The following is a 17,164-nucleotide window of genomic DNA, read 5'->3' as shown; positions in this document are numbered from 1 at the left end:
CTAATGCCGCTCGATGGCAACGGCGGTTGCCTCGCCGCCGCCGATACAGAGTGCCGCCATGCCGCGCTTCAGGTCGTAACGGTCGAGCGCCGACAGAAGCGTCACCAGAATACGGGCACCGGACGCGCCGATCGGATGGCCGAGCGCACAGGCGCCGCCATGCACGTTCACCTTGTCATGCGGCAGGTCGAGGTCGCGCATGGCCGCCATGGCAACGACGGCGAAGGCCTCGTTGATTTCGAAGAGATCGACATCGGAGAGCGGCAGGCCGGTCCGGTCCGAAAGCTTCTGCAAAGCACCGATCGGCGCCGTGGCGAAGAGATTGGGCGCCTGCGAATGCGTGGCATGGCCGAGGATGGTGGCGAGCGGCTTGAGGCCACGGCGTTCCGCCTGCGAGCGGCGCATGAGGATAAGGGCGGCCGCACCATCGGAAATCGAACTGGAATTTGCCGCCGTCACCGTACCGCCGTCGCGGAAAGCGGGCTTCAGTGTCGGGATCTTGTCAGGTTTTACCTTACCCGGCTGCTCGTCGCGGCTTGCCACCAGTTCGGCCCTGCCGGATTTTATCGTGACGGGCACGATTTCCTTCTCGAAACAGCCCTCGGCAATCGCCTTCTGCGCCCGCGTCAGCGAGGTCACGGCATAGGCGTCCTGCGCCTCGCGCGTGAACTGATAGGCTTCGGCGCAATCCTCCGCGAAGCTGCCCATCAAGCGCCCCTTGTCATACGCATCCTCCAGCCCGTCGAGGAACATATGGTCCACGACCCGCCCATGGCCGAGCCTGTAACCCGCACGGGCACGATCAAGGAGATAGGGCGCATTGGTCATGCTTTCCATGCCGCCGGCGACCGCGATCGAGCCGCTGCCGGCCGCGATCAGGTCATGGGCCATCATGACCGCTTTCATGCCGGAGCCGCACATCTTGTTGACCGTGCTGGCGCCCGTCGCAAAGGGCAGGCCGGCATGGATCGCCGCCTGACGGGCCGGCGCCTGCCCCTGGCCAGCCGGCAATACGCAGCCGAAAACGACCTCATCGATCGCATCGGCCGCAACGCCGCTGCGCAAAAGCGCTGCGCGGATTGCCACGGCGCCCAGTTCCGGGGCGGCCGCATCCCTGAGTTCACCCTGAAAGCTGCCGATCGGCGTGCGGGCCGCGCCGACGATGACGATAGGATCCTGCAAGGTCATGTTTCCTCCTTCGGGCGAGGCGCTCAGCGCGCGCCCATGCGCAACGCGCCGTCGAGGCGGATGACCTCGCCATTCAGCATGTTGTTTTCCAGGATGTGGCGCACCAGCGCGGCAAACTCGGCCGGGTGTCCAAGGCGCGGCGGGAAAGGCACGCTCCTGCCGAGCGCCTCGCGCACTTCCGCCGGCATAGCTGCCATCATCGGCGTTTCGAAGATGCCGGGCGCGATCGAGACGGTGCGGATGCCGTGGCGCGCAAGCTCGCGGGCAATCGGCAGCGTCATCGCTGCAACCCCACCCTTGGAGGCGGCATAGGCGGCCTGACCGATCTGGCCGTCGAAGGCGGCGGCAGAAGACGTATTGACGATTACGCCGCGCTCGCCTTCCGCATCCGGCTCCGCCGTCTGGATGGCGGCGGCGGCAAGCCGGGTCATGTTGAACGTGCCGATGAGATTGATGGCGATCGTCCGGGCAAAGCTCTCCAGCCGGTGCGGCCCTTCGCGACCGAGTACTTTCTCCGCAGGCGCAACGCCGGCGCAATTGATAAGCCCGCGAAGCGGGCCGAAGGCGTCGACGGCCGTGGCAATGACGGCCGCGCCGTCTTTTTCATCGGTCACATCGGCCTTGACGAAACGTGCCCCCTGCCCGAGTTCGCCGGCGATCGCCGCGCCGGCATCGGGATTGAGATCGGCAATCGTCACGCAGCCGCCTGCTTCGACGAGCATGCGCGCCGTTGCGGCTCCAAGCCCGGAGCCGCCGCCGGTAACGATGAAATTTGCGCCGCGGATCTGCACGGAACGCTCCTCCCTGCCCGGCAGACACTCCTCCAGAGCCCGCCTGAGACACGATTCTAGTCCCTCACCCTATTGCAAGCGATGACAGAACTGCCCCATTATTGCGGCCAGTTTTGCCATAGATAGCGGAGCGGCGATGGCTGAGATCGAGCGACGCATGATTGCCCCCGGCTTCGTCGAGGAAGCCCTCGACAGCCTGCGACGGCTGGGAAGGCCGACGGCACCGCTCCTGGCCAAGCTCGGCCTGCCGTCAAAGATCGATCAGCCGGTGTCGGCCGAGACCTATGGCGCGCTCTGGCTGGCAATCGCCGCCGAGCTGGACGACGAGTTCTTCGGCATGGGCGGTCGGCCGATGCGCAGCGGCAGCTTCACCTTGCTCTGCCATTGCGTTCTGCACGCACCGACACTCGGCCACGCGCTCAGGCGCGCCTTGCGTTTCCTCGATGTCGTGCTGGACGATCCGCGCGGCACACTGCTTGTCCGCGACGGCCTGGCACAGGTCGAGCTTCGCGATGCCGGCGAGCCGCGTTCCGCCTTTGCCTACCGCACCTACTGGATCATCCTGCACGGCATCATCTGCTGGCTGGTCGGCCGGCGCATCCCGATCCGTCTCGTCGATTTCCGCTGTGCGGAACCCGGCCAGGGCGCCGACTACCGTCTCTTCTTCGGCGCGCCGGTGCGTTTCTCGCAGCCGATCAGCCGGCTCGGTTTCGACAGCGCCATGCTCGACCTGCCGATTTCACGCAGCGAACAGTCCCTCAAGCAGTTCCTGCGCGGCGCCCCTGCCAATATCCTCGTGCGCTACCGCTACGATGCCGGCATCGCCGCCGCCCTGCGCCGCCGCCTCTCCCAAAGCTCTCCCGCAGCCTGGACGAGCTTCCAGACGCTCGCCAGGGATATGCGCATCCCCTCCTCGACCTTGCGCCATCGCCTGCACGACGAGGGTCAGAGCTATGCCGGCATCAAGGACGATATCCGCCGCGACCTTGCCATCGACATGCTGATGAATACGCAGAAGACTATCGGCGAAATTGCCGTGCAGCTCGGCTATTCCGAGCCCAGCGCCTTCTTTCGTGCGTTCAAGAAATGGATGGGCAAAAGTCCCGAGGCCTATAGGCGCGACGAGGCAAAATCGCCCCGCTGGGAATAGACTTCGATCAAGGGAGCTTTGAACCGGCCGCAACCCGCGCTACATATTTTGGCGGGAGGAATGCCATGTTTGATTTTTCGCTCGGCGAAACCGCGGACGCGATCCGCGAGGCGACGGCGCGATTTGCCGCCGACAATATTGCTCCGATCGCAACGGAGATCGACGAAAGCAACACGTTTCCACGCCAGCTCTGGCCGCAGATGGGTGCGCTCGGCCTGCACGGCATCACCGTCGAAGAGGAGTTCGGCGGGACGGGTCTCGGTTATCTCGACCATGTCGTCGCCATGGAAGAGGTTTCGCGTGCCTCTGCATCCGTGGGCCTGAGTTACGGCGCCCATTCCAATCTCTGCGTCAACCAGATCCGCCGCTGGGCGACGGCGGAACAGAAGCATCGCTATCTGCCGAAGCTGATTTCCGGCGAGCATGTCGGTTCGCTTGCCATGTCCGAAGCCGGTTCGGGCTCGGATGTCGTTTCCATGCGGCTGAGGGCCGAGCGCAAGGGCGATCGCTTCATTCTCAACGGCACGAAATTCTGGATCACCAATGCGCCGCATGCCGACGTGCTCGTCGTCTATGCCAAGACCGACCCGGCCGCCGGGCCGAAGGGTATTTCGGCCTTCATCATCGAGAAAGGCATGCCCGGCTTCAGCGTTTCCAAGAAGCTCTCAAAGCTCGGCATGCGCGGCAGCGATACGGCCGAACTCGTTTTTCAGGATTGCGAGGTGCCGGCGGAGGCGCTGATGGGGCGCGAAGGCGACGGCGTGAAGATCCTGATGTCGGGGCTCGACTATGAGCGCGCCGTGCTTGCCGCCGGGCCGCTCGGCATCATGCAGGCCTGCCTGGACGTGGTGCTGCCCTATGTGCGGGAGCGCAAGCAGTTCGGCAGGGCCATCGGCGACTTCCAGCTGATGCAGGGCAAGATCGCAGACATGTATGTCGCGCTGAATGCGTCGCGCGCCTATGTCTATTCGGTAGCGCGTGCCTGCGATGCCGGCCGCACGACCCGCTCGGATGCGGCGGCGGCAATCCTCTTTGCCAGCGAGAATGCCGTGAAAGTGTCGCTGGAGGCCATCCAGGCGCTCGGCGGTGCCGGATATACCAAGGAATGGCCGGTCGAGCGCTTCCTGCGCGATGCCAAGCTCTACGATATCGGGGCCGGCACCAACGAAATCCGCCGCTATCTGATCGGCCGGGAGCTCATCGCGTCATGACGGTGATTTCCTCTGACATCGATCGCGACAGCGAGACCTTCAAGGCCAATAGCAGCAAGAACAAGGCACTGATCGACGAGCTCTACGACCGCTCGGCAAAGATCCGCGAAGGCGGTTCGCCATCGGCACGCGACCGCCACACCGGAAAGGGCAAACTGCTGCCGCGCGACCGCATCCAGCTCCTGCTCGACGCGGGGAGCCCCTTCCTGGAGATCGGCACGCTGGCGGCGAACGGCATGTACGGCAACGAGGCGCCCGGGGCAGGGATCATCACCGGCATCGGCCGCGTTCGCGGCCGCGAGGTCATGATCGTCGCCAACGATGCGACGGTAAAAGGCGGCGCCTATTTTCCGATGACCGTGAAGAAACATCTGCGGGCGCAGGAAATCGCCATGCAGAACAGGTTGCCCTGCCTGTATCTGGTCGATAGCGGCGGCGCCAATCTTCCGCATCAGGCCGAGGTCTTTCCCGACCGCGATCATTTCGGGGCGATCTTCTACAATCAGGCGCAAATGTCGGCCGAAGGCATTCCGCAGATCGCCTGCGTCATGGGAAGCTGCACGGCAGGCGGCGCCTACGTGCCCGCCATGTCCGACGAGACGGTCATCGTGCGCAATCAGGGCACCATCTTCCTGGCCGGCCCGCCGCTGGTGAAGGCTGCGACCGGAGAGATCATTTCGGCCGAAGAGCTCGGCGGCGCCGAAACCCATGGCCGCCGTTCGGGTGTCGTCGATCACGTCGCCGAAAATGACGAGCACGCGCTGCTTCTCGTGCGCGATATCGTCGCCAGCCTCAACAGCGTGAAATCACTCGATATCGACATCCAGCCGCCGCGCCCGCCGAAGCTCGATCCGGAAGATCTCAACGGCATCATCCCCGAGGATGTGCGCTCGCCCTATGACGTTCGCGAGGTCATCGGCCGCATCGTCGACGGGTCCGAACTGCACGAGTTCAAGCCTCTTTACGGCACGACGCTGGTCTGCGGCTTTGCCCGAATCTGGGGCATGCCGGTCGCCATCGTCGCCAACAACGGCGTGCTGTTTTCCGAGAGCGCCCTGAAAGGCGCGCATTTCATCGAGCTTGCCTGCCAGCGCCGCGTGCCGCTGCTGTTCCTGCAGAATATATCGGGTTTCATGGTCGGCGGGCGTTATGAGGCCAGCGGCATCGCCAAGGACGGGGCGAAGCTGGTGACTGCGGTTGCGACCGCCAGCGTGCCGAAAGTCACGGTCATCATCGGCGGCAGTTTCGGCGCTGGCAATTATGGCATGTGCGGCCGCGCCTACCGTCCCCGCTTCCTCTTCACCTGGCCGAACAGCCGCATCAGCGTCATGGGCGGCGAACAGGCGGCTTCCGTGCTTGCCACGATCCGCCGTGATGCCATGGAAGCGCGCGGCGAGACATGGTCGGCAGAGGACGAGGAGGCCTTCAAGGGGCCGATCCGCGCCGGCTACGAGGCCGAGGGCAATCCCTACTATGCCACCGCCCGCCTTTGGGACGACGGCATCATCGATCCGCGCCAGACGCGCGACGTCCTGGGCCTTGCCTTTTCTGCCTGCCTGAATGCGCCGATCCCTCGCGGGACCCGCTTCGGTCTCTTCCGGATGTGAGGTGGCGCGATGATGGAGAGCCTTCTCATTGCCAACAGGGGCGAAATCGCCCGCCGGATCATCCGCACGGCAAAAAGCCTCGGCATCCGCACCATTGCCGTCCATTCCGAAGCCGATGCCGGCCTGCCCTTCGTGGCGGAGGCGGACGAGGCCGTGGCCATCGGCCCGGCGCCTGCACGCGAGAGCTATCTTTCGCAGGCGCGCATTCTGGAAGCCGCCCGCAGGACCGGTGCGGCAGCCATCCATCCCGGCTACGGCTTCCTGTCGGAAAATGCCGAATTTGCCGAAGCCGTCGAGAATGCCGGCATCATCTGGGTTGGGGCGCCGCCGGCGGCCATCCGCGCCATGGGGCTGAAGGATGCAGCCAAGCAATTGATGCAGACGGCCGGCGTGCCCGTGACACCGGGCTATATGGGCGCCGACCAGAGCGACGAGAGGCTTGCGGCCGAAGCGGACGCGACAGGCTATCCCGTGCTTGTCAAAGCCGTCGCCGGCGGCGGCGGCAAGGGCATGCGCCGCGTCGATCGGCCGGAAGACTTCGCCGAGATGCTCGCTTCCTGCCGCCGCGAGGCGGCCTCCTCCTTCGGCTACGATCGCGTGTTGATCGAGCGCTATATCGCCAATCCGCGCCATATCGAGGTACAGGTCTTCGCCGACCGTTTCGGCAATTGCGTTCATCTCTTCGAGCGCGACTGCTCGCTGCAGCGCCGGCACCAGAAAGTAATCGAGGAAGCACCCGCACCCGGCCTCGATGCCGAAACCCGCGCCTCGATCTGTGAGGCGGCGGTCAGGGCTGCAAAGGCGGTGAACTATATCGGGGCCGGCACTATCGAATTCATCGCCGACGCTTCCGAGGGCCTGCGTCCGGACCGCATCTGGTTCATGGAGATGAATACAAGGCTGCAGGTGGAGCATCCCGTCACCGAGACCATCACCGGTGAGGACCTGGTATTCTGGCAATTGCAGGTCGCCGCAGGCCAGCCGCTGCCGAAGGGGCAGGACGAGATAACCATGCAAGGCTGGGCTTTCGAGGCTCGCCTTTACGCCGAAAACCCTGCTGCCGGCTACCTGCCGTCGATCGGGCTCCTGGATCATCTGCGCCTGCCCGCAGACGCCAGGGTCGATAGCGGCGTCGAGGAAGGCAACGAGATCACCGCCTTCTACGATCCGATGATCGCCAAGATCATTACCCATGGCCCCAATCGTCAGACAGCGCTCTCCAAACTCGTCAAAGCCTGTGAAAGCATTGAAATCTGGCCGGTAAGATCCAATGCCGGCCTTCTCGCCCGCGTCGCCGCCGATGCGGACTTCCGCGCGGCAAGGGTCGATACCGGCTTCCTCGACCGCCACGGCGAGACCCTGCTGCCGAAAGAGCCGGATGCGGCGACAATCGACCGGGCGGCGACGGCCCTGGCCATGATTGGCGAAACCGATCCCTGGTCGGCGCTCGCCGGACTGCGCATTGCGGGCGCAAGCGATGGCCGCACGCGTGTGCGCGTCGGCGATCATCTCTACTGGGGGCATGTCCGCCCCGCTCCCGGCATCAATGCCGTCCGCATTGGCGAAACCACCGTTCTCTTCGATGCCGGCAATGCCTGGCCGATCGGCCCTGCCGCGGCCAGCGAAATCGAAGCGCATCAGGGCGCGGGCGACGGTGCGATCCTCTCGCCGATGCCGGGCCTCGTCATTTCCGTCGATGTCGCGGAAGGCGACCGCGTCGCCAGGGGCGACCGCCTGCTGACGGTCGAGGCGATGAAGATGGAGCATACGCTGCGCGCCCCATTTGACGGCGTCGTCGGCAAGTTGCCGGTTTCGGTGGGCGCCAGGGTTTCAGAAAACCAGCTCGTCGTCAGCGTCATGAAGGGAGAGGATTGATGGCCGGCCGCTACTTCGACGAATGGGCTGTCGGCGACCGCATCGCCCATGAGATCCGCCGCACGGTCACGGAAACCGACAACCTGCTCTTCACCGCGCTCTCCCATAACCCGCAGCCGCTGCATCTCGATGCCGACTATGCGGCGGGCACGGAATTCGGCCGCATCGTCGTCAACGGAACTTTCACCTTCGCGCTTACCGTCGGGCTCTCGGTTGGCGACACGACACTTGGCACGCTTGTCGCCAATCTCGGCTATGACAAGGTGACGATGCCCAAGCCCGTCTTCATCGGTGACACGCTTCGGGTGGAGACCGAGGTGACGGAACTCCGGCGTTCCAACTCCCGGCCCGATGCCGGGATCGTCACATTCCGGCATATCACGCTGAACCAGCGAAACGAGATCGTCTGCCAGTGCCTGCGCACGGCCATGCTGCAGGTGAAGCCATCATGAGGCTGCGCTCGCTGCTTTTCGTGCCCGGCGACCGGCCGGAGCGTTTCGACAAGGCGGTCGCCTCCGGCGCCGATGCCGTCATCCTCGATCTGGAGGATTCCGTTTCTGCGCCGAACAAGCCGCTGGCACGGGAGGCCGTGCGCGACTTCGTCACGCGCCGCGCCGCCGATGCAAAGCTCGTCGTTCGCATCAATCCCCTCGCCACGCCAGCCTGCGATGACGACCTCATGGCACTTGCGGATATCAACGCCTTCGCGATCATGTTGCCGAAGGCCGAAGGCGCATCGTCAGTGCGCCGGCTCGCAAGCCGCCTGTCATCCGCCGTCCCCATCCTGCCAATCGCGACGGAGACACCGGCTGCCATTTTCGAGATCGGCAGCTACAGGGATGTCGCCTCTCATCTTTGCGGACTGACCTGGGGCGCGGAAGATTTGCCGGCCGCCATCGGTGCCGCCGCCGCCCGCGAGGCAGACGGACGCTACACCGCCCCCTATGAACTCGCCCGCTCACTGGTGCTGTTTGGCGCCCATGCCGCCACGGTTCCCGCCATCGAGACCGTCTATCCCGACTTCCGAGATCTCGGCGGCCTCGCGACCTATGCCGCGCGTGCGCGGCGCGACGGGTTCTCGGGCATGATGGCGATCCACCCGAGCCAGGTCGAACCGATCAACCACGCTTTCACACCCGACGCTGCGGAGATCGCCTGGGCGGAAAAAGTCGCGAGCGCCTTCGCGGCTTCGCCTGACAGCGGCGTCGTCCAGATCGACGGACGCATGCTCGACCTGCCGCATCTGAAACTGGCAAAACGCATTCTGGAGGCGGGAAAACGATCAGATGAAGGATGACTGTCCTTCTCGGCTCTGCCGGGCGACCGCGAGAAACCGGCAGACGCAGGGACATGGGACACCGTTCGCGGGGTCTGAAGCGCCCAATAAATAGGCAAAATAACCCATATGTCGTAAATTGAACATCATATGTCGCATTTATTCGGCTCAACGCACAGCTGTGCAAAGCTATTTCCGATGTCGAATTCTCTTGATAGCAGGTTCTTTCCGATGGAACTTCCGAGTGAATTTTGAAATCAATCAATAATAACGACAATTAATAGAATTGAATAGGCACATAGTCATCTCAAATCCTAGCTATATTTCATATATAATTGGAATATAGGCCACCGCAGCGACCAAGATGCCAGAAAGTCAAGCATCGATATTCAACGAAAATTTCGCGAAATTTGGACATGAATATTTTATGACAGAAACTTTCTACTCTTTTCATGTCATAGAAACTTCATTGGTGGCCGCAAATTGAACCAGTTAATAGGGCGTGCGCTCAAGAGGGGGCGCGTCCTATTTTTCGAGGGTTCTCATGCAAGCCAAGCTTCTCGGCGCCGTAGGCGCCCTTCTCGCTTCAGCTTTCGTCGCTGCTGGTCCCGCCGCTGCTGCCGAAAAGACCAAGATCGACTTCTGGTTCGGTAACTCGGGCGATATCGCCACGCGCGTTCAGGAACAGTGTGACCGTTTCAACAAGTCGCAGAACGACTACGAAGTCGTCTGCACCAGCCAGGGTTCTTACGACGCCTCGCTGCAGAACACGATCGCCGCTTTCCGCGCCGGCAAGCAGCCGACCATCGCACAGGTTTCCGACGCCGGCACGCTCGACATCATGCTGTCGGGCGCCTACTACCCGGCCAATAAGCTCATGACCGACATGGGCTACAACGTTGACTGGAACGACTACTTCTCCGGTATCGCCGGCTATTACGCAACGTCGAAGGGCGACATGTACTCGTTCCCCTTCAACTCCTCGACCGCCCTCCTCTACTGGAACAAGGACGCCTTCGCCAAGATCGGCAAGGACCATGCTCCGGCCACCTGGAAGGAAGCTGGCGAAGATTTCAAGGCCCTGAAGGACGCAGGTTACGCCTGCCCGCTCGGCTTCGACATCTCCAACAACGAAGTCTGGCAGTTCATCGAGCAGTTCGAAGCCGTCAACGGCGAGCCCATCGCTACCAAGAAGAACGGCTTTGAAGGCCTCGACGCCGAGCTGGTGTTCAACAAGAACCCGATGCTCGTCAACTTCGTCAAGGACCTGAAGGGCTGGTACGACGCCAAGGAAGCCGTCATCAAGAACAAGGCTGTCGGCCAGACCTTCGTCGAAGCCTTCGCCGCCGGCGATTGCCAGGTCATCCTGACCTCGGTCGGCGACCACGGCAATATCGGCCGCACCGCCAAGCAGGGCATGAACTGGGGCGTTGCCATGCTCCCGACCTACGGCGATGCAACCCGTCACAGCTCCTATGTTGGCGGCGCTTCGCTCTGGGTTCTGAAGGGTCATTCGGACGCCGAATACAAGGCTGCCGCTGCCTTCTTCAACTTCATCGCAAAGCCGGAAGAAGCTCTCACCTGGTCGACCGTCACCGGCTACATCCCGGTTCGTAACTCGGGCTTCGAATACCTGAAGAAGCAGGGCTTCTACGACAAGGCTCCCTATGCCGGTCGCGAACTCGCCATTCAGAGCCTGACCGCCTCCCCGGCCGGCGACACGTCTGCCAAGGGCATCCGCCTCGGCGGCCTGCTCCAGGTCCGTACCGAAATCGCCAACGGCCTGCAGGCAATCTTCGTCAACAATGCCGACGTACAGGCTTCGCTCGATTCCGCTGCCGACCGCGGCAACCAGCTGCTGCGTCGCTTCCAGCAGACCTACAAGGGCGTTCAGCTGCCCTAATCGACTGATATGAGCCGCACCCGGCCCGCTTCTGGCGCGCCGGGTGCGTCTTTGTAAACTCCCTACCGGCTGCGGCGGTGCGATCGCCGTCCGCGCCAGAACCAAACCAGGGCGAAAACGACCACTCATGGAAAAGCGCGTCACTTTCTCCTCGACGACGATCGGCCTTCTCTTCGCATTTCCGATGCTGCTGCTGATCTTCGTCTTCTTCTACTGGCCGAGCGCGCAGGCGCTGTATTGGGCGTTCACGCTCGAGCAGCCATGGGGCGGCGGCAATGCCTGGGTCGGTTTCGACAATTTCAAGCAGCTGCTGAGCGACCCGATCTACTGGGATTCCATCACCCGCAGCATGATCTTCGGTTTCGCCTCGACCGCCATTGCCATGGGCCTGGCGCTCATTCTGGCGCTTCTGACCGATCGTGAACTGCGCGGCCACAAGATCTATCGCTCGGTCTTCATCTGGCCCTATGCGATCGCCGCTCCCGCGCTCGGTCTTGCCTTCCGCTTCATCCTGGCGCCGGAAGCCGGCCTTCTGTCGGTCATCAACCATGTCTGGCCCGGTCTCTGGAACCCCGCTTTCGACGGCAAGGATGCGATGATCGCCGTCATCATCGCCTTCTCCTGGAAATATATCGGCTACAACTTCATCTTCTTCCTGTCGGCGCTGCAGGGCATCCCCCGCTCGCTGATCGAGGCGGCCGCCATGGACGGCTCCGGGCCGATGCGCCGCATGCGGGATATCCAGCTGCCGCTGCTGACCCCGACATTGTTCTTCCTGCTCGTCATCAACATTACCGAGAGCTTCCAGGATTCCTTCGGTATCGTCGACGTCATGACCCAGGGCGGCCCGGCGCGCGCCACCGAACTCATGGTCTACAAGATCTATTTCGACGGCTTCAAAGGCCTCGATTATTCGGGCGCCGCAGCCCAGTCCATGATCCTGATGGGCCTCGTCATCCTGCTTACCATCTTCCAGTTCCGCTTCATCGAGCGGCGCGTGCACTACAAGTGAGGTCGCGGACATGATCGAACGCACGCCAATCTTCAATTTCGTCTGCTACACCCTGCTGGCTCTCGGCCTGGTGATCGCACTTCTGCCCTTCCTGATCGTCATCGTGGCATCGACGCTCGATCTCGAGACGGTCAACCGGGTGCCGCTGCCGCTCATTCCGAGCAGCCATTTCTGGGAGAACGTGCAGACCGCCTGGGTTCGCGCCGATCTCGGCAACAAGCTGTTCCACAGCATCATCTTCGCCGCCACGGTCGGCGCCGGCAAGGTGATCCTCTCGGCCATGGCCGCCTTCTCGATCGTCTATTTCCGTTTCCGCGGCCGCTACCTGATCTTCTGGATCATCTTCATCACGCTGATGCTGCCGCTCGAAGTGCGTATCGTGCCGACCTACTCGATCGCCGCCAATGCGCTTCAGCCCTTCCAGTCCATCCTTGATGTGACCGGCATCACCTGGCTGATCGCACAGATCACCGGCATCCAGGTCAAGTTGGAATGGGGCCTGCTGAACTCCTATCCGGGTCTGGTCCTGCCGATGGTGGCAACGGCAACCGGCACCTTCCTCTACCGCCAGTTCTATCTGACGGTTCCGGACGAGCTGGCCGAGGCATCGAAGATGGACGGGTCCGGCCCGGTCCGCTTCTTCTGGGACGTGCTTCTGCCGCTGTCGCGCCCGAACATGATCGCGCTTTTCACCATCATGTTCGTCTGGGCCTGGAACCAGTATCTCTGGCCGCTTCTGATTACCACCGATCCGAGCTTCGGTATCGCTGTTACCCAGCTGAAGACGCTCATTCCCTCCGAATTCGGCCTGCCCGACTGGAACGTCGCCATGGCCGGAACATTGATCATCATGTCGCCGCCGCTGATCCTCGTCATCCTGATGCAGCGTTGGTTCGTGCGCGGCCTAATCTCCACCGAGAAGTGAAAGGAACAGACCCTTGGCACCGATCTCCATCCGTGGCGTGAAGAAAAGCTATGGCAAGAACGCCGTCGTTCACGGCGTCGATCTCGAAATCCAGTCGGGCGAATTCATCGTCATCCTCGGCCCGTCCGGCTGCGGCAAGTCCACGCTTCTGCGCATGATCGCCGGCCTGGAAGAAATCACCGGCGGCGAAATCGCCATCGACGGCCGCGTGGTCAACCAGCTTGAGCCGCGCGAACGCGGCTGCGCGATGGTCTTCCAGAACTATGCGCTTTATCCGCACATGAGCGTTGCCGAAAACATCGGCTACGCGCTCAAGGTTTCGGGCGTGCCGAAAGCCGAGCGCGACCGCCGCATCGCCGAAGTCGCCAAGGCGCTCAGCCTCGAGCCCTTCCTGGAACGCCGACCGGCAGCCCTGTCCGGCGGCCAGCGCCAGCGCGTCGCCATGGGCCGCGCCATGATCCGCGAGCCGAAGGTTTTCCTCTTCGACGAACCTCTGTCCAATCTCGACGCCAAGCTGCGTATCGCCATGCGCGCGGAAATCCGCCGCCTGCACCGCCGCCTCGGCGCCACCTCGATCTTCGTGACCCACGACCAGAACGAGGCCATGACGCTGGCCGACCGCATCATCGTCATGAATGCCGGCAATGTCGAACAGGTCGGCACGCCGGAAGAGGTCTACCACTATCCCGCAAGCCGCTTCGTCGCCGGCTTCGTCGGTACCCCGGCCATGAACCTGCTGGAGGGCCGCGTCAACGAAAACGGCACCTTCATCTATGACGAAGGCCGCAGCGTCGCGCTTCCGGCCGAACGCGGCAAGCAGCTTGCCGGCCAGCGCGTCGTGCTCGGCGTGCGTGCCGAAGCCGCCCGCCTCGTTTCCCCGGATGCACCCGGCGCACTCGTCGCCACCGCCGATTTCATCGAAGAACTGGGCGCGAGCCGCGTCGTGCATGCCGATTTCGATGGCCTGCCCTTCGCTGTCGCGATGACCGGTTCGGTCTCGCTGAAGACCGGCGACCGGATCGGCATCGCGATCGATCAGGATTCGATCCATCTCTATTCGGCCGACACCGGCGCAGGCCTCGTCGCCCCGGCTCGCGCGAACGCCAAGACCGTCGACGCCTGAGCCTGCCAGCCATGAGCAATTTTTCCGATCTCGCCACCGGCGACCGCAACCTTGTTGCGGTTGCCGTGGAAGCGCTTGCCGCCCCGTCAGCCGCCTTCTTCGACGAGGCACGGGCCGCAGCATTGACGCGAGCCGAACATGACCGGCTGGCTGCGACGCAGCCGGCCCTCTCGACGATCGAAGTGGTCCATGCCGATAGCGGCATTGAAGCGGCCAGCGGCATCGTCGTCGCTGCGTGGAATGCCGAACGTCTGAAGTACCACGCGCCTTCGGTCGAACTCGTTTCCCAAAGTGGTGCCGATATCCTGCTGCTGACCGAGGCCGATCTCGGCATGGCACGCGCCGGCAACCGCCATACCGTTGCCGATCTCGCCCGCGATCTTGGCATGTCCTATGTCTTCGGCGTGGAATTCATCGAGCTCGATCTCGGGGATTCGCGCGAGCGCGAATGGCACAAGGGCGAAACGAACGCAGTCGGTTTTCACGGCAATGCGCTGCTGTCGCGCCTCCCGCTGACGGACGCCGCACTCATCCGCCTCGACGATGGCGGCAATTGGTGGACGGACGCGAAGGACGGTCAGGGCCGGATCGGCGGACGCATGGCGATTGCTGCGAGGATCGAGACTTCACTCGGGCCGATCCTCGCCGTCAGTGTGCATCTGGAAAGCAAGACCGATATCGAAGATCGCGCTGGGCAGACGCGCAGGCTGATCGCGGCCGTTGAAAAGCTGGCCGGAAACCTGCCTGTGGTGATCGGCGGCGACTTCAACACCAACAGCCTTCCGGCCGGCACGCGCGAACCGGAAGCCCACGAGCCGCTGTTCGGCCTGCTTGCCGAAGCCGGCTACCGCTGGGAGGCAGCCAACGACTTCGCGCTCACGCAGCGCACGCGCCCGGACGGCACTCCGCAGCCGCCTTTCGCCCGGCTTGACTGGCTGTTCACCCGCGGGCTCACGGCAAGCCAAGCCGTGACCGTTCCCGCCGTCGATGCCGACGGTGCAGCGATCTCGGACCACGACCTCGTCAGGGCCCGGTTTTCCACGCGCTGATCAGCCACGGACAAAGAGCCGCAGCCCGGCAGGCCCGCCGAAAGGCGGCCTGCCGTTTCCCCGAATTCCCTGCGGAATGTCTCCCCGACGATGCTTCTGCCAGAGAGGTCCTCTTCGCTGCGACTTTGGGGAAAGATGTCGTGAAATTGAGAAAGCGAGCGCCTATATAGTCGCCGAGTCTGTTTGAAAGGAAATCCGTCATGACTATCAATGGAAGCCTGCTCGTCGCGGGATCGGAAAAGCGCGGCACGCGCGGGGAACTCTACGGCATCGAGGCAGCCACCGGGACGCCCTTGCCCGTTTCCTTTGGCGGCGCCTCTGCCGAAGACGTCGAGGAGGCGACCAGGGCTGCATGGGAAGCCTTCGCCTCCTACCGGGAAACCGATCTCGAAACGCGGGCGGCCTTCCTTGAAACGATCGCCAGCGAGATCGAAGCGATCGGTGACGAACTGATCGTGCGGGCGATGGCGGAGACCGGGCTCCCACGCGGGCGCCTGGAAGGCGAACGTGCCCGCACCACCGGACAGCTTCGGCTGTTTGCGAAGGAGGTCCGGGACGGCCGCTTCCAGGAACTTCGTTTCGACGGTGCCGATCCCTCCCGCAAGCCGGTTCCGAAGCCGGATCTGCGCCTGCGCAACGTTCCCCTTGGCCCGGTCGCCGTTTTCGGCGCATCGAACTTTCCGCTCGCCTTCTCGGTCGCCGGCGGTGACACGGCGTCTGCGCTGGCGGCAGGATGCCCTGTCGTCGTCAAGGCGCATTCCGCCCATCCGGGCACATCGGAACTGGTCGGCCGCGCCGTGCAGCGCGCCGTCGCCAAGGCTGGCCTGCATGCCGGCACTTTCGCGCTTCTTTTCGATACCGGCTTCGAGGTCGGGCAGAAGCTGGTGGCCGATGCCAGGATCCGAGCCGTCGGCTTCACCGGCTCACGCCGGGGCGGCACGGCGCTGATGAAGATCTCGTCCGAGCGCAAGCAGCCGATCCCGGTTTATGCAGAAATGAGCAGCATCAACCCGGTCATCTTCTTCCCCCATGCGCTGAAGACCCGCGCGGCAGAGATCGCGACCGCCTTCGTGGGCTCGCTGGTTCTGGGTGCGGGACAATTCTGCACCAATCCCGGCCTCATTCTTGCCGTCGATGGCGAGGGTCTGGATACTTTCATTGCCAGGGCACGCGAGCTTCTGCCTGACGTCAGCGCCCAGACGATGCTGACGGGCTCCATCGCCAAGGCATTCTGCGATGGTGTCGCCCGGCTGGAAAAACATCCCGAAGTCCGCCTTGTCGCCAATGGCAAGCCCGGCAGCGAATTCGAAGGCACGGCCGCTCTCTTCGAGACGACGGCTGCGGCATTCCTGGCGCATCATGAGCTTCAGGACGAAATTTTCGGTGCAGCCGGTCTCATCGTGCGCTGCCGCGATTTCGCTGAACTCGAACGCGTCCTCGACGGTCTCGAAGGTCAGCTGACCGTTGCCCTGCATATTGCGAGCGAAGACGAGCCGGACGCGAAGCGCCTCGTTCCCAAGCTGGAAATGCTTGCCGGACGCCTGCTCGTGAATGGCTTCGGAACCGGTGTGGAAGTATCGCCCGCGATGGTCCACGGCGGCCCCTATCCGGCAACGGCCGACGGCAGGTCGACGTCGGTCGGGACGCTCGCCATCTACAGGTTCCTGCGCCCGGTTTCGTATCAGGACTTTACGACCGAGCTGCTTCCGGCTCCGCTGCGGTGATCGGCCGGGGCCTGCCGGCCTCCATAGGGCAGTCTCCTTGGAAGAGACTGTCGAAAGGCCGGCAAGCCCCAGCACGGCTGGAAAGAGACATCCATCTTAAGGCCGGTGCAGCGTCAGCATGCGCGGATCCGCATTCGCAAAACCGTCATTTTGCCAGTGACATTGGCTCCATTCTCTGCAAGAAAGAGTGCCGTTGAGAGACAGGGGCGCCCGTTTGCACGAACGGGCTGAGAAGCACCCTTCGAACCTGAACCGGATAATGCCGGCGGAGGGAGTCGCTCGGGTCACAATCTGCTTCATCGCATGATCGTTCCCGCGCCTGCCCCGCCT

The 17,164-nt window shown here is 63.4% G+C and carries 14 protein-coding genes and 1 riboswitch; of the genes, 12 read left to right on the top strand and 2 right to left on the bottom strand.

Annotation, left to right across the window (positions count from 1 at the left end; all coding sequences use genetic code 11):
- Both ACFPWW_RS19965 and ACFPWW_RS19960 read right to left on the bottom strand, forming a co-directional pair.
- Nucleotides 1–1,188: an acetyl-CoA C-acyltransferase gene (locus ACFPWW_RS19965; protein ID WP_112756301.1), complete on the bottom strand. Its 1,188-nt coding sequence runs from the start codon at nt 1,186–1,188 to the stop codon at nt 1–3.
- Between the two features lie 23 nt (nt 1,189–1,211).
- Entirely contained in the window at nt 1,212–1,979 is a 768-nt protein-coding gene (locus ACFPWW_RS19960) for a 3-hydroxyacyl-CoA dehydrogenase (RefSeq protein ID WP_112756303.1), read from the bottom strand.
- Nucleotides 1,980–2,115: 136 nt separating this feature from the next.
- On the opposite strand from ACFPWW_RS19960, the gene ACFPWW_RS19955 reads away from it, so the two are divergent.
- The 12 genes from ACFPWW_RS19955 to ACFPWW_RS19900 all read left to right on the top strand — a co-directional run bounded on the left by ACFPWW_RS19955 (nt 2,116) and on the right by ACFPWW_RS19900 (nt 16,834).
- Nucleotides 2,116–3,129, top strand: a complete 1,014-nt coding sequence (locus tag ACFPWW_RS19955; protein ID WP_113499757.1) for an AraC family transcriptional regulator — start codon at nt 2,116–2,118, stop codon at nt 3,127–3,129.
- 65 nt (nt 3,130–3,194) lie between these two features.
- Complete coding sequence (locus ACFPWW_RS19950; RefSeq protein ID WP_112703077.1) at nt 3,195–4,340, top strand: isovaleryl-CoA dehydrogenase; 1,146 nt, start codon at nt 3,195–3,197, stop codon at nt 4,338–4,340.
- On the top strand, nt 4,337–5,947 hold the full coding sequence (locus ACFPWW_RS19945; protein ID WP_377313030.1) for a carboxyl transferase domain-containing protein: 1,611 nt from the start codon (nt 4,337–4,339) through the stop codon (nt 5,945–5,947). Before ACFPWW_RS19950 ends, ACFPWW_RS19945 begins: the two co-directional genes overlap by 4 nt.
- A gap of 9 nt (nt 5,948–5,956) precedes the next feature.
- Nucleotides 5,957–7,822: an acetyl/propionyl/methylcrotonyl-CoA carboxylase subunit alpha gene (locus tag ACFPWW_RS19940; protein WP_377313029.1), complete on the top strand. Its 1,866-nt coding sequence runs from the start codon at nt 5,957–5,959 to the stop codon at nt 7,820–7,822.
- Nucleotides 7,822–8,274, top strand: coding sequence for a MaoC family dehydratase (locus ACFPWW_RS19935; RefSeq protein ID WP_112571095.1), 453 nt, complete (start codon nt 7,822–7,824; stop codon nt 8,272–8,274). Before ACFPWW_RS19940 ends, ACFPWW_RS19935 begins: the two co-directional genes overlap by 1 nt.
- Entirely contained in the window at nt 8,271–9,119 is an 849-nt protein-coding gene (locus tag ACFPWW_RS19930) for an HpcH/HpaI aldolase/citrate lyase family protein (RefSeq protein ID WP_112703073.1), read from the top strand. The genes ACFPWW_RS19935 and ACFPWW_RS19930 overlap by 4 nt, the downstream gene beginning before the upstream one ends.
- A 523-nt stretch (nt 9,120–9,642) precedes the next feature.
- A complete protein-coding gene (locus ACFPWW_RS19925) occupies nt 9,643–11,001 on the top strand; it encodes an extracellular solute-binding protein (RefSeq protein ID WP_112703072.1) in 1,359 nt (452 codons plus the stop codon).
- Between the two features lie 127 nt (nt 11,002–11,128).
- Nucleotides 11,129–12,013, top strand: a complete 885-nt coding sequence (locus ACFPWW_RS19920) for a carbohydrate ABC transporter permease (protein WP_112571102.1) — start codon at nt 11,129–11,131, stop codon at nt 12,011–12,013.
- 10 nt (nt 12,014–12,023) lie between these two features.
- Entirely contained in the window at nt 12,024–12,938 is a 915-nt protein-coding gene (locus ACFPWW_RS19915; protein WP_377313028.1) for an ABC transporter permease subunit, read from the top strand.
- A 13-nt stretch (nt 12,939–12,951) separates the two neighbouring features.
- Nucleotides 12,952–14,061 carry a sn-glycerol-3-phosphate import ATP-binding protein UgpC gene (locus ACFPWW_RS19910; RefSeq protein WP_112571106.1) on the top strand — a complete coding sequence of 370 codons (1,110 nt, stop codon included), beginning with the start codon at nt 12,952–12,954 and terminating at the stop codon, nt 14,059–14,061.
- An 11-nt stretch (nt 14,062–14,072) separates the two neighbouring features.
- Nucleotides 14,073–15,110: an endonuclease/exonuclease/phosphatase family protein gene (locus ACFPWW_RS19905; protein WP_377313027.1), complete on the top strand. Its 1,038-nt coding sequence runs from the start codon at nt 14,073–14,075 to the stop codon at nt 15,108–15,110.
- 200 nt (nt 15,111–15,310) lie between these two features.
- On the top strand, nt 15,311–16,834 hold the full coding sequence (locus ACFPWW_RS19900; RefSeq protein WP_112571110.1) for an aldehyde dehydrogenase (NADP(+)): 1,524 nt from the start codon (nt 15,311–15,313) through the stop codon (nt 16,832–16,834).
- 192 nt (nt 16,835–17,026) lie between these two features.
- A riboswitch (TPP riboswitch) is annotated at nt 17,027–17,125 on the top strand.
- The last annotated feature ends 39 nt before the right edge of the window (nt 17,126–17,164 follow it).

This window comes from Rhizobium sp. GCM10022189, from assembly GCF_042656325.1.
Taxonomy (GTDB): domain Bacteria; phylum Pseudomonadota; class Alphaproteobacteria; order Rhizobiales; family Rhizobiaceae; genus Rhizobium.
The sequence above is the reverse complement of the archived record's forward strand: the minus strand, read 5'-3'. Positions and strand labels throughout refer to the sequence as shown.

Bases quoted from the DNA above. Each gene is read 5' to 3' on its own strand.
- ACFPWW_RS19965 (WP_112756301.1), bottom strand. From the start codon at position 1,188: ATGACCTTGCAGGATCCTATCGTCATCGTCGGCGCGGCCCGCACGCCG.
- ACFPWW_RS19955 (WP_113499757.1), top strand. From the start codon at position 2,116: ATGGCTGAGATCGAGCGACGCATGATTGCCCCCGGCTTCGTCGAGGAA.
- ACFPWW_RS19950 (WP_112703077.1), top strand. From the start codon at position 3,195: ATGTTTGATTTTTCGCTCGGCGAAACCGCGGACGCGATCCGCGAGGCG.
- ACFPWW_RS19945 (WP_377313030.1), top strand. From the start codon at position 4,337: ATGACGGTGATTTCCTCTGACATCGATCGCGACAGCGAGACCTTCAAG.
- ACFPWW_RS19940 (WP_377313029.1), top strand. From the start codon at position 5,957: ATGATGGAGAGCCTTCTCATTGCCAACAGGGGCGAAATCGCCCGCCGG.
- ACFPWW_RS19935 (WP_112571095.1), top strand. From the start codon at position 7,822: ATGGCCGGCCGCTACTTCGACGAATGGGCTGTCGGCGACCGCATCGCC.
- ACFPWW_RS19930 (WP_112703073.1), top strand. From the start codon at position 8,271: ATGAGGCTGCGCTCGCTGCTTTTCGTGCCCGGCGACCGGCCGGAGCGT.
- ACFPWW_RS19925 (WP_112703072.1), top strand. From the start codon at position 9,643: ATGCAAGCCAAGCTTCTCGGCGCCGTAGGCGCCCTTCTCGCTTCAGCT.
- ACFPWW_RS19920 (WP_112571102.1), top strand. From the start codon at position 11,129: ATGGAAAAGCGCGTCACTTTCTCCTCGACGACGATCGGCCTTCTCTTC.
- ACFPWW_RS19915 (WP_377313028.1), top strand. From the start codon at position 12,024: ATGATCGAACGCACGCCAATCTTCAATTTCGTCTGCTACACCCTGCTG.
- ACFPWW_RS19905 (WP_377313027.1), top strand. From the start codon at position 14,073: ATGAGCAATTTTTCCGATCTCGCCACCGGCGACCGCAACCTTGTTGCG.
- ACFPWW_RS19900 (WP_112571110.1), top strand. From the start codon at position 15,311: ATGACTATCAATGGAAGCCTGCTCGTCGCGGGATCGGAAAAGCGCGGC.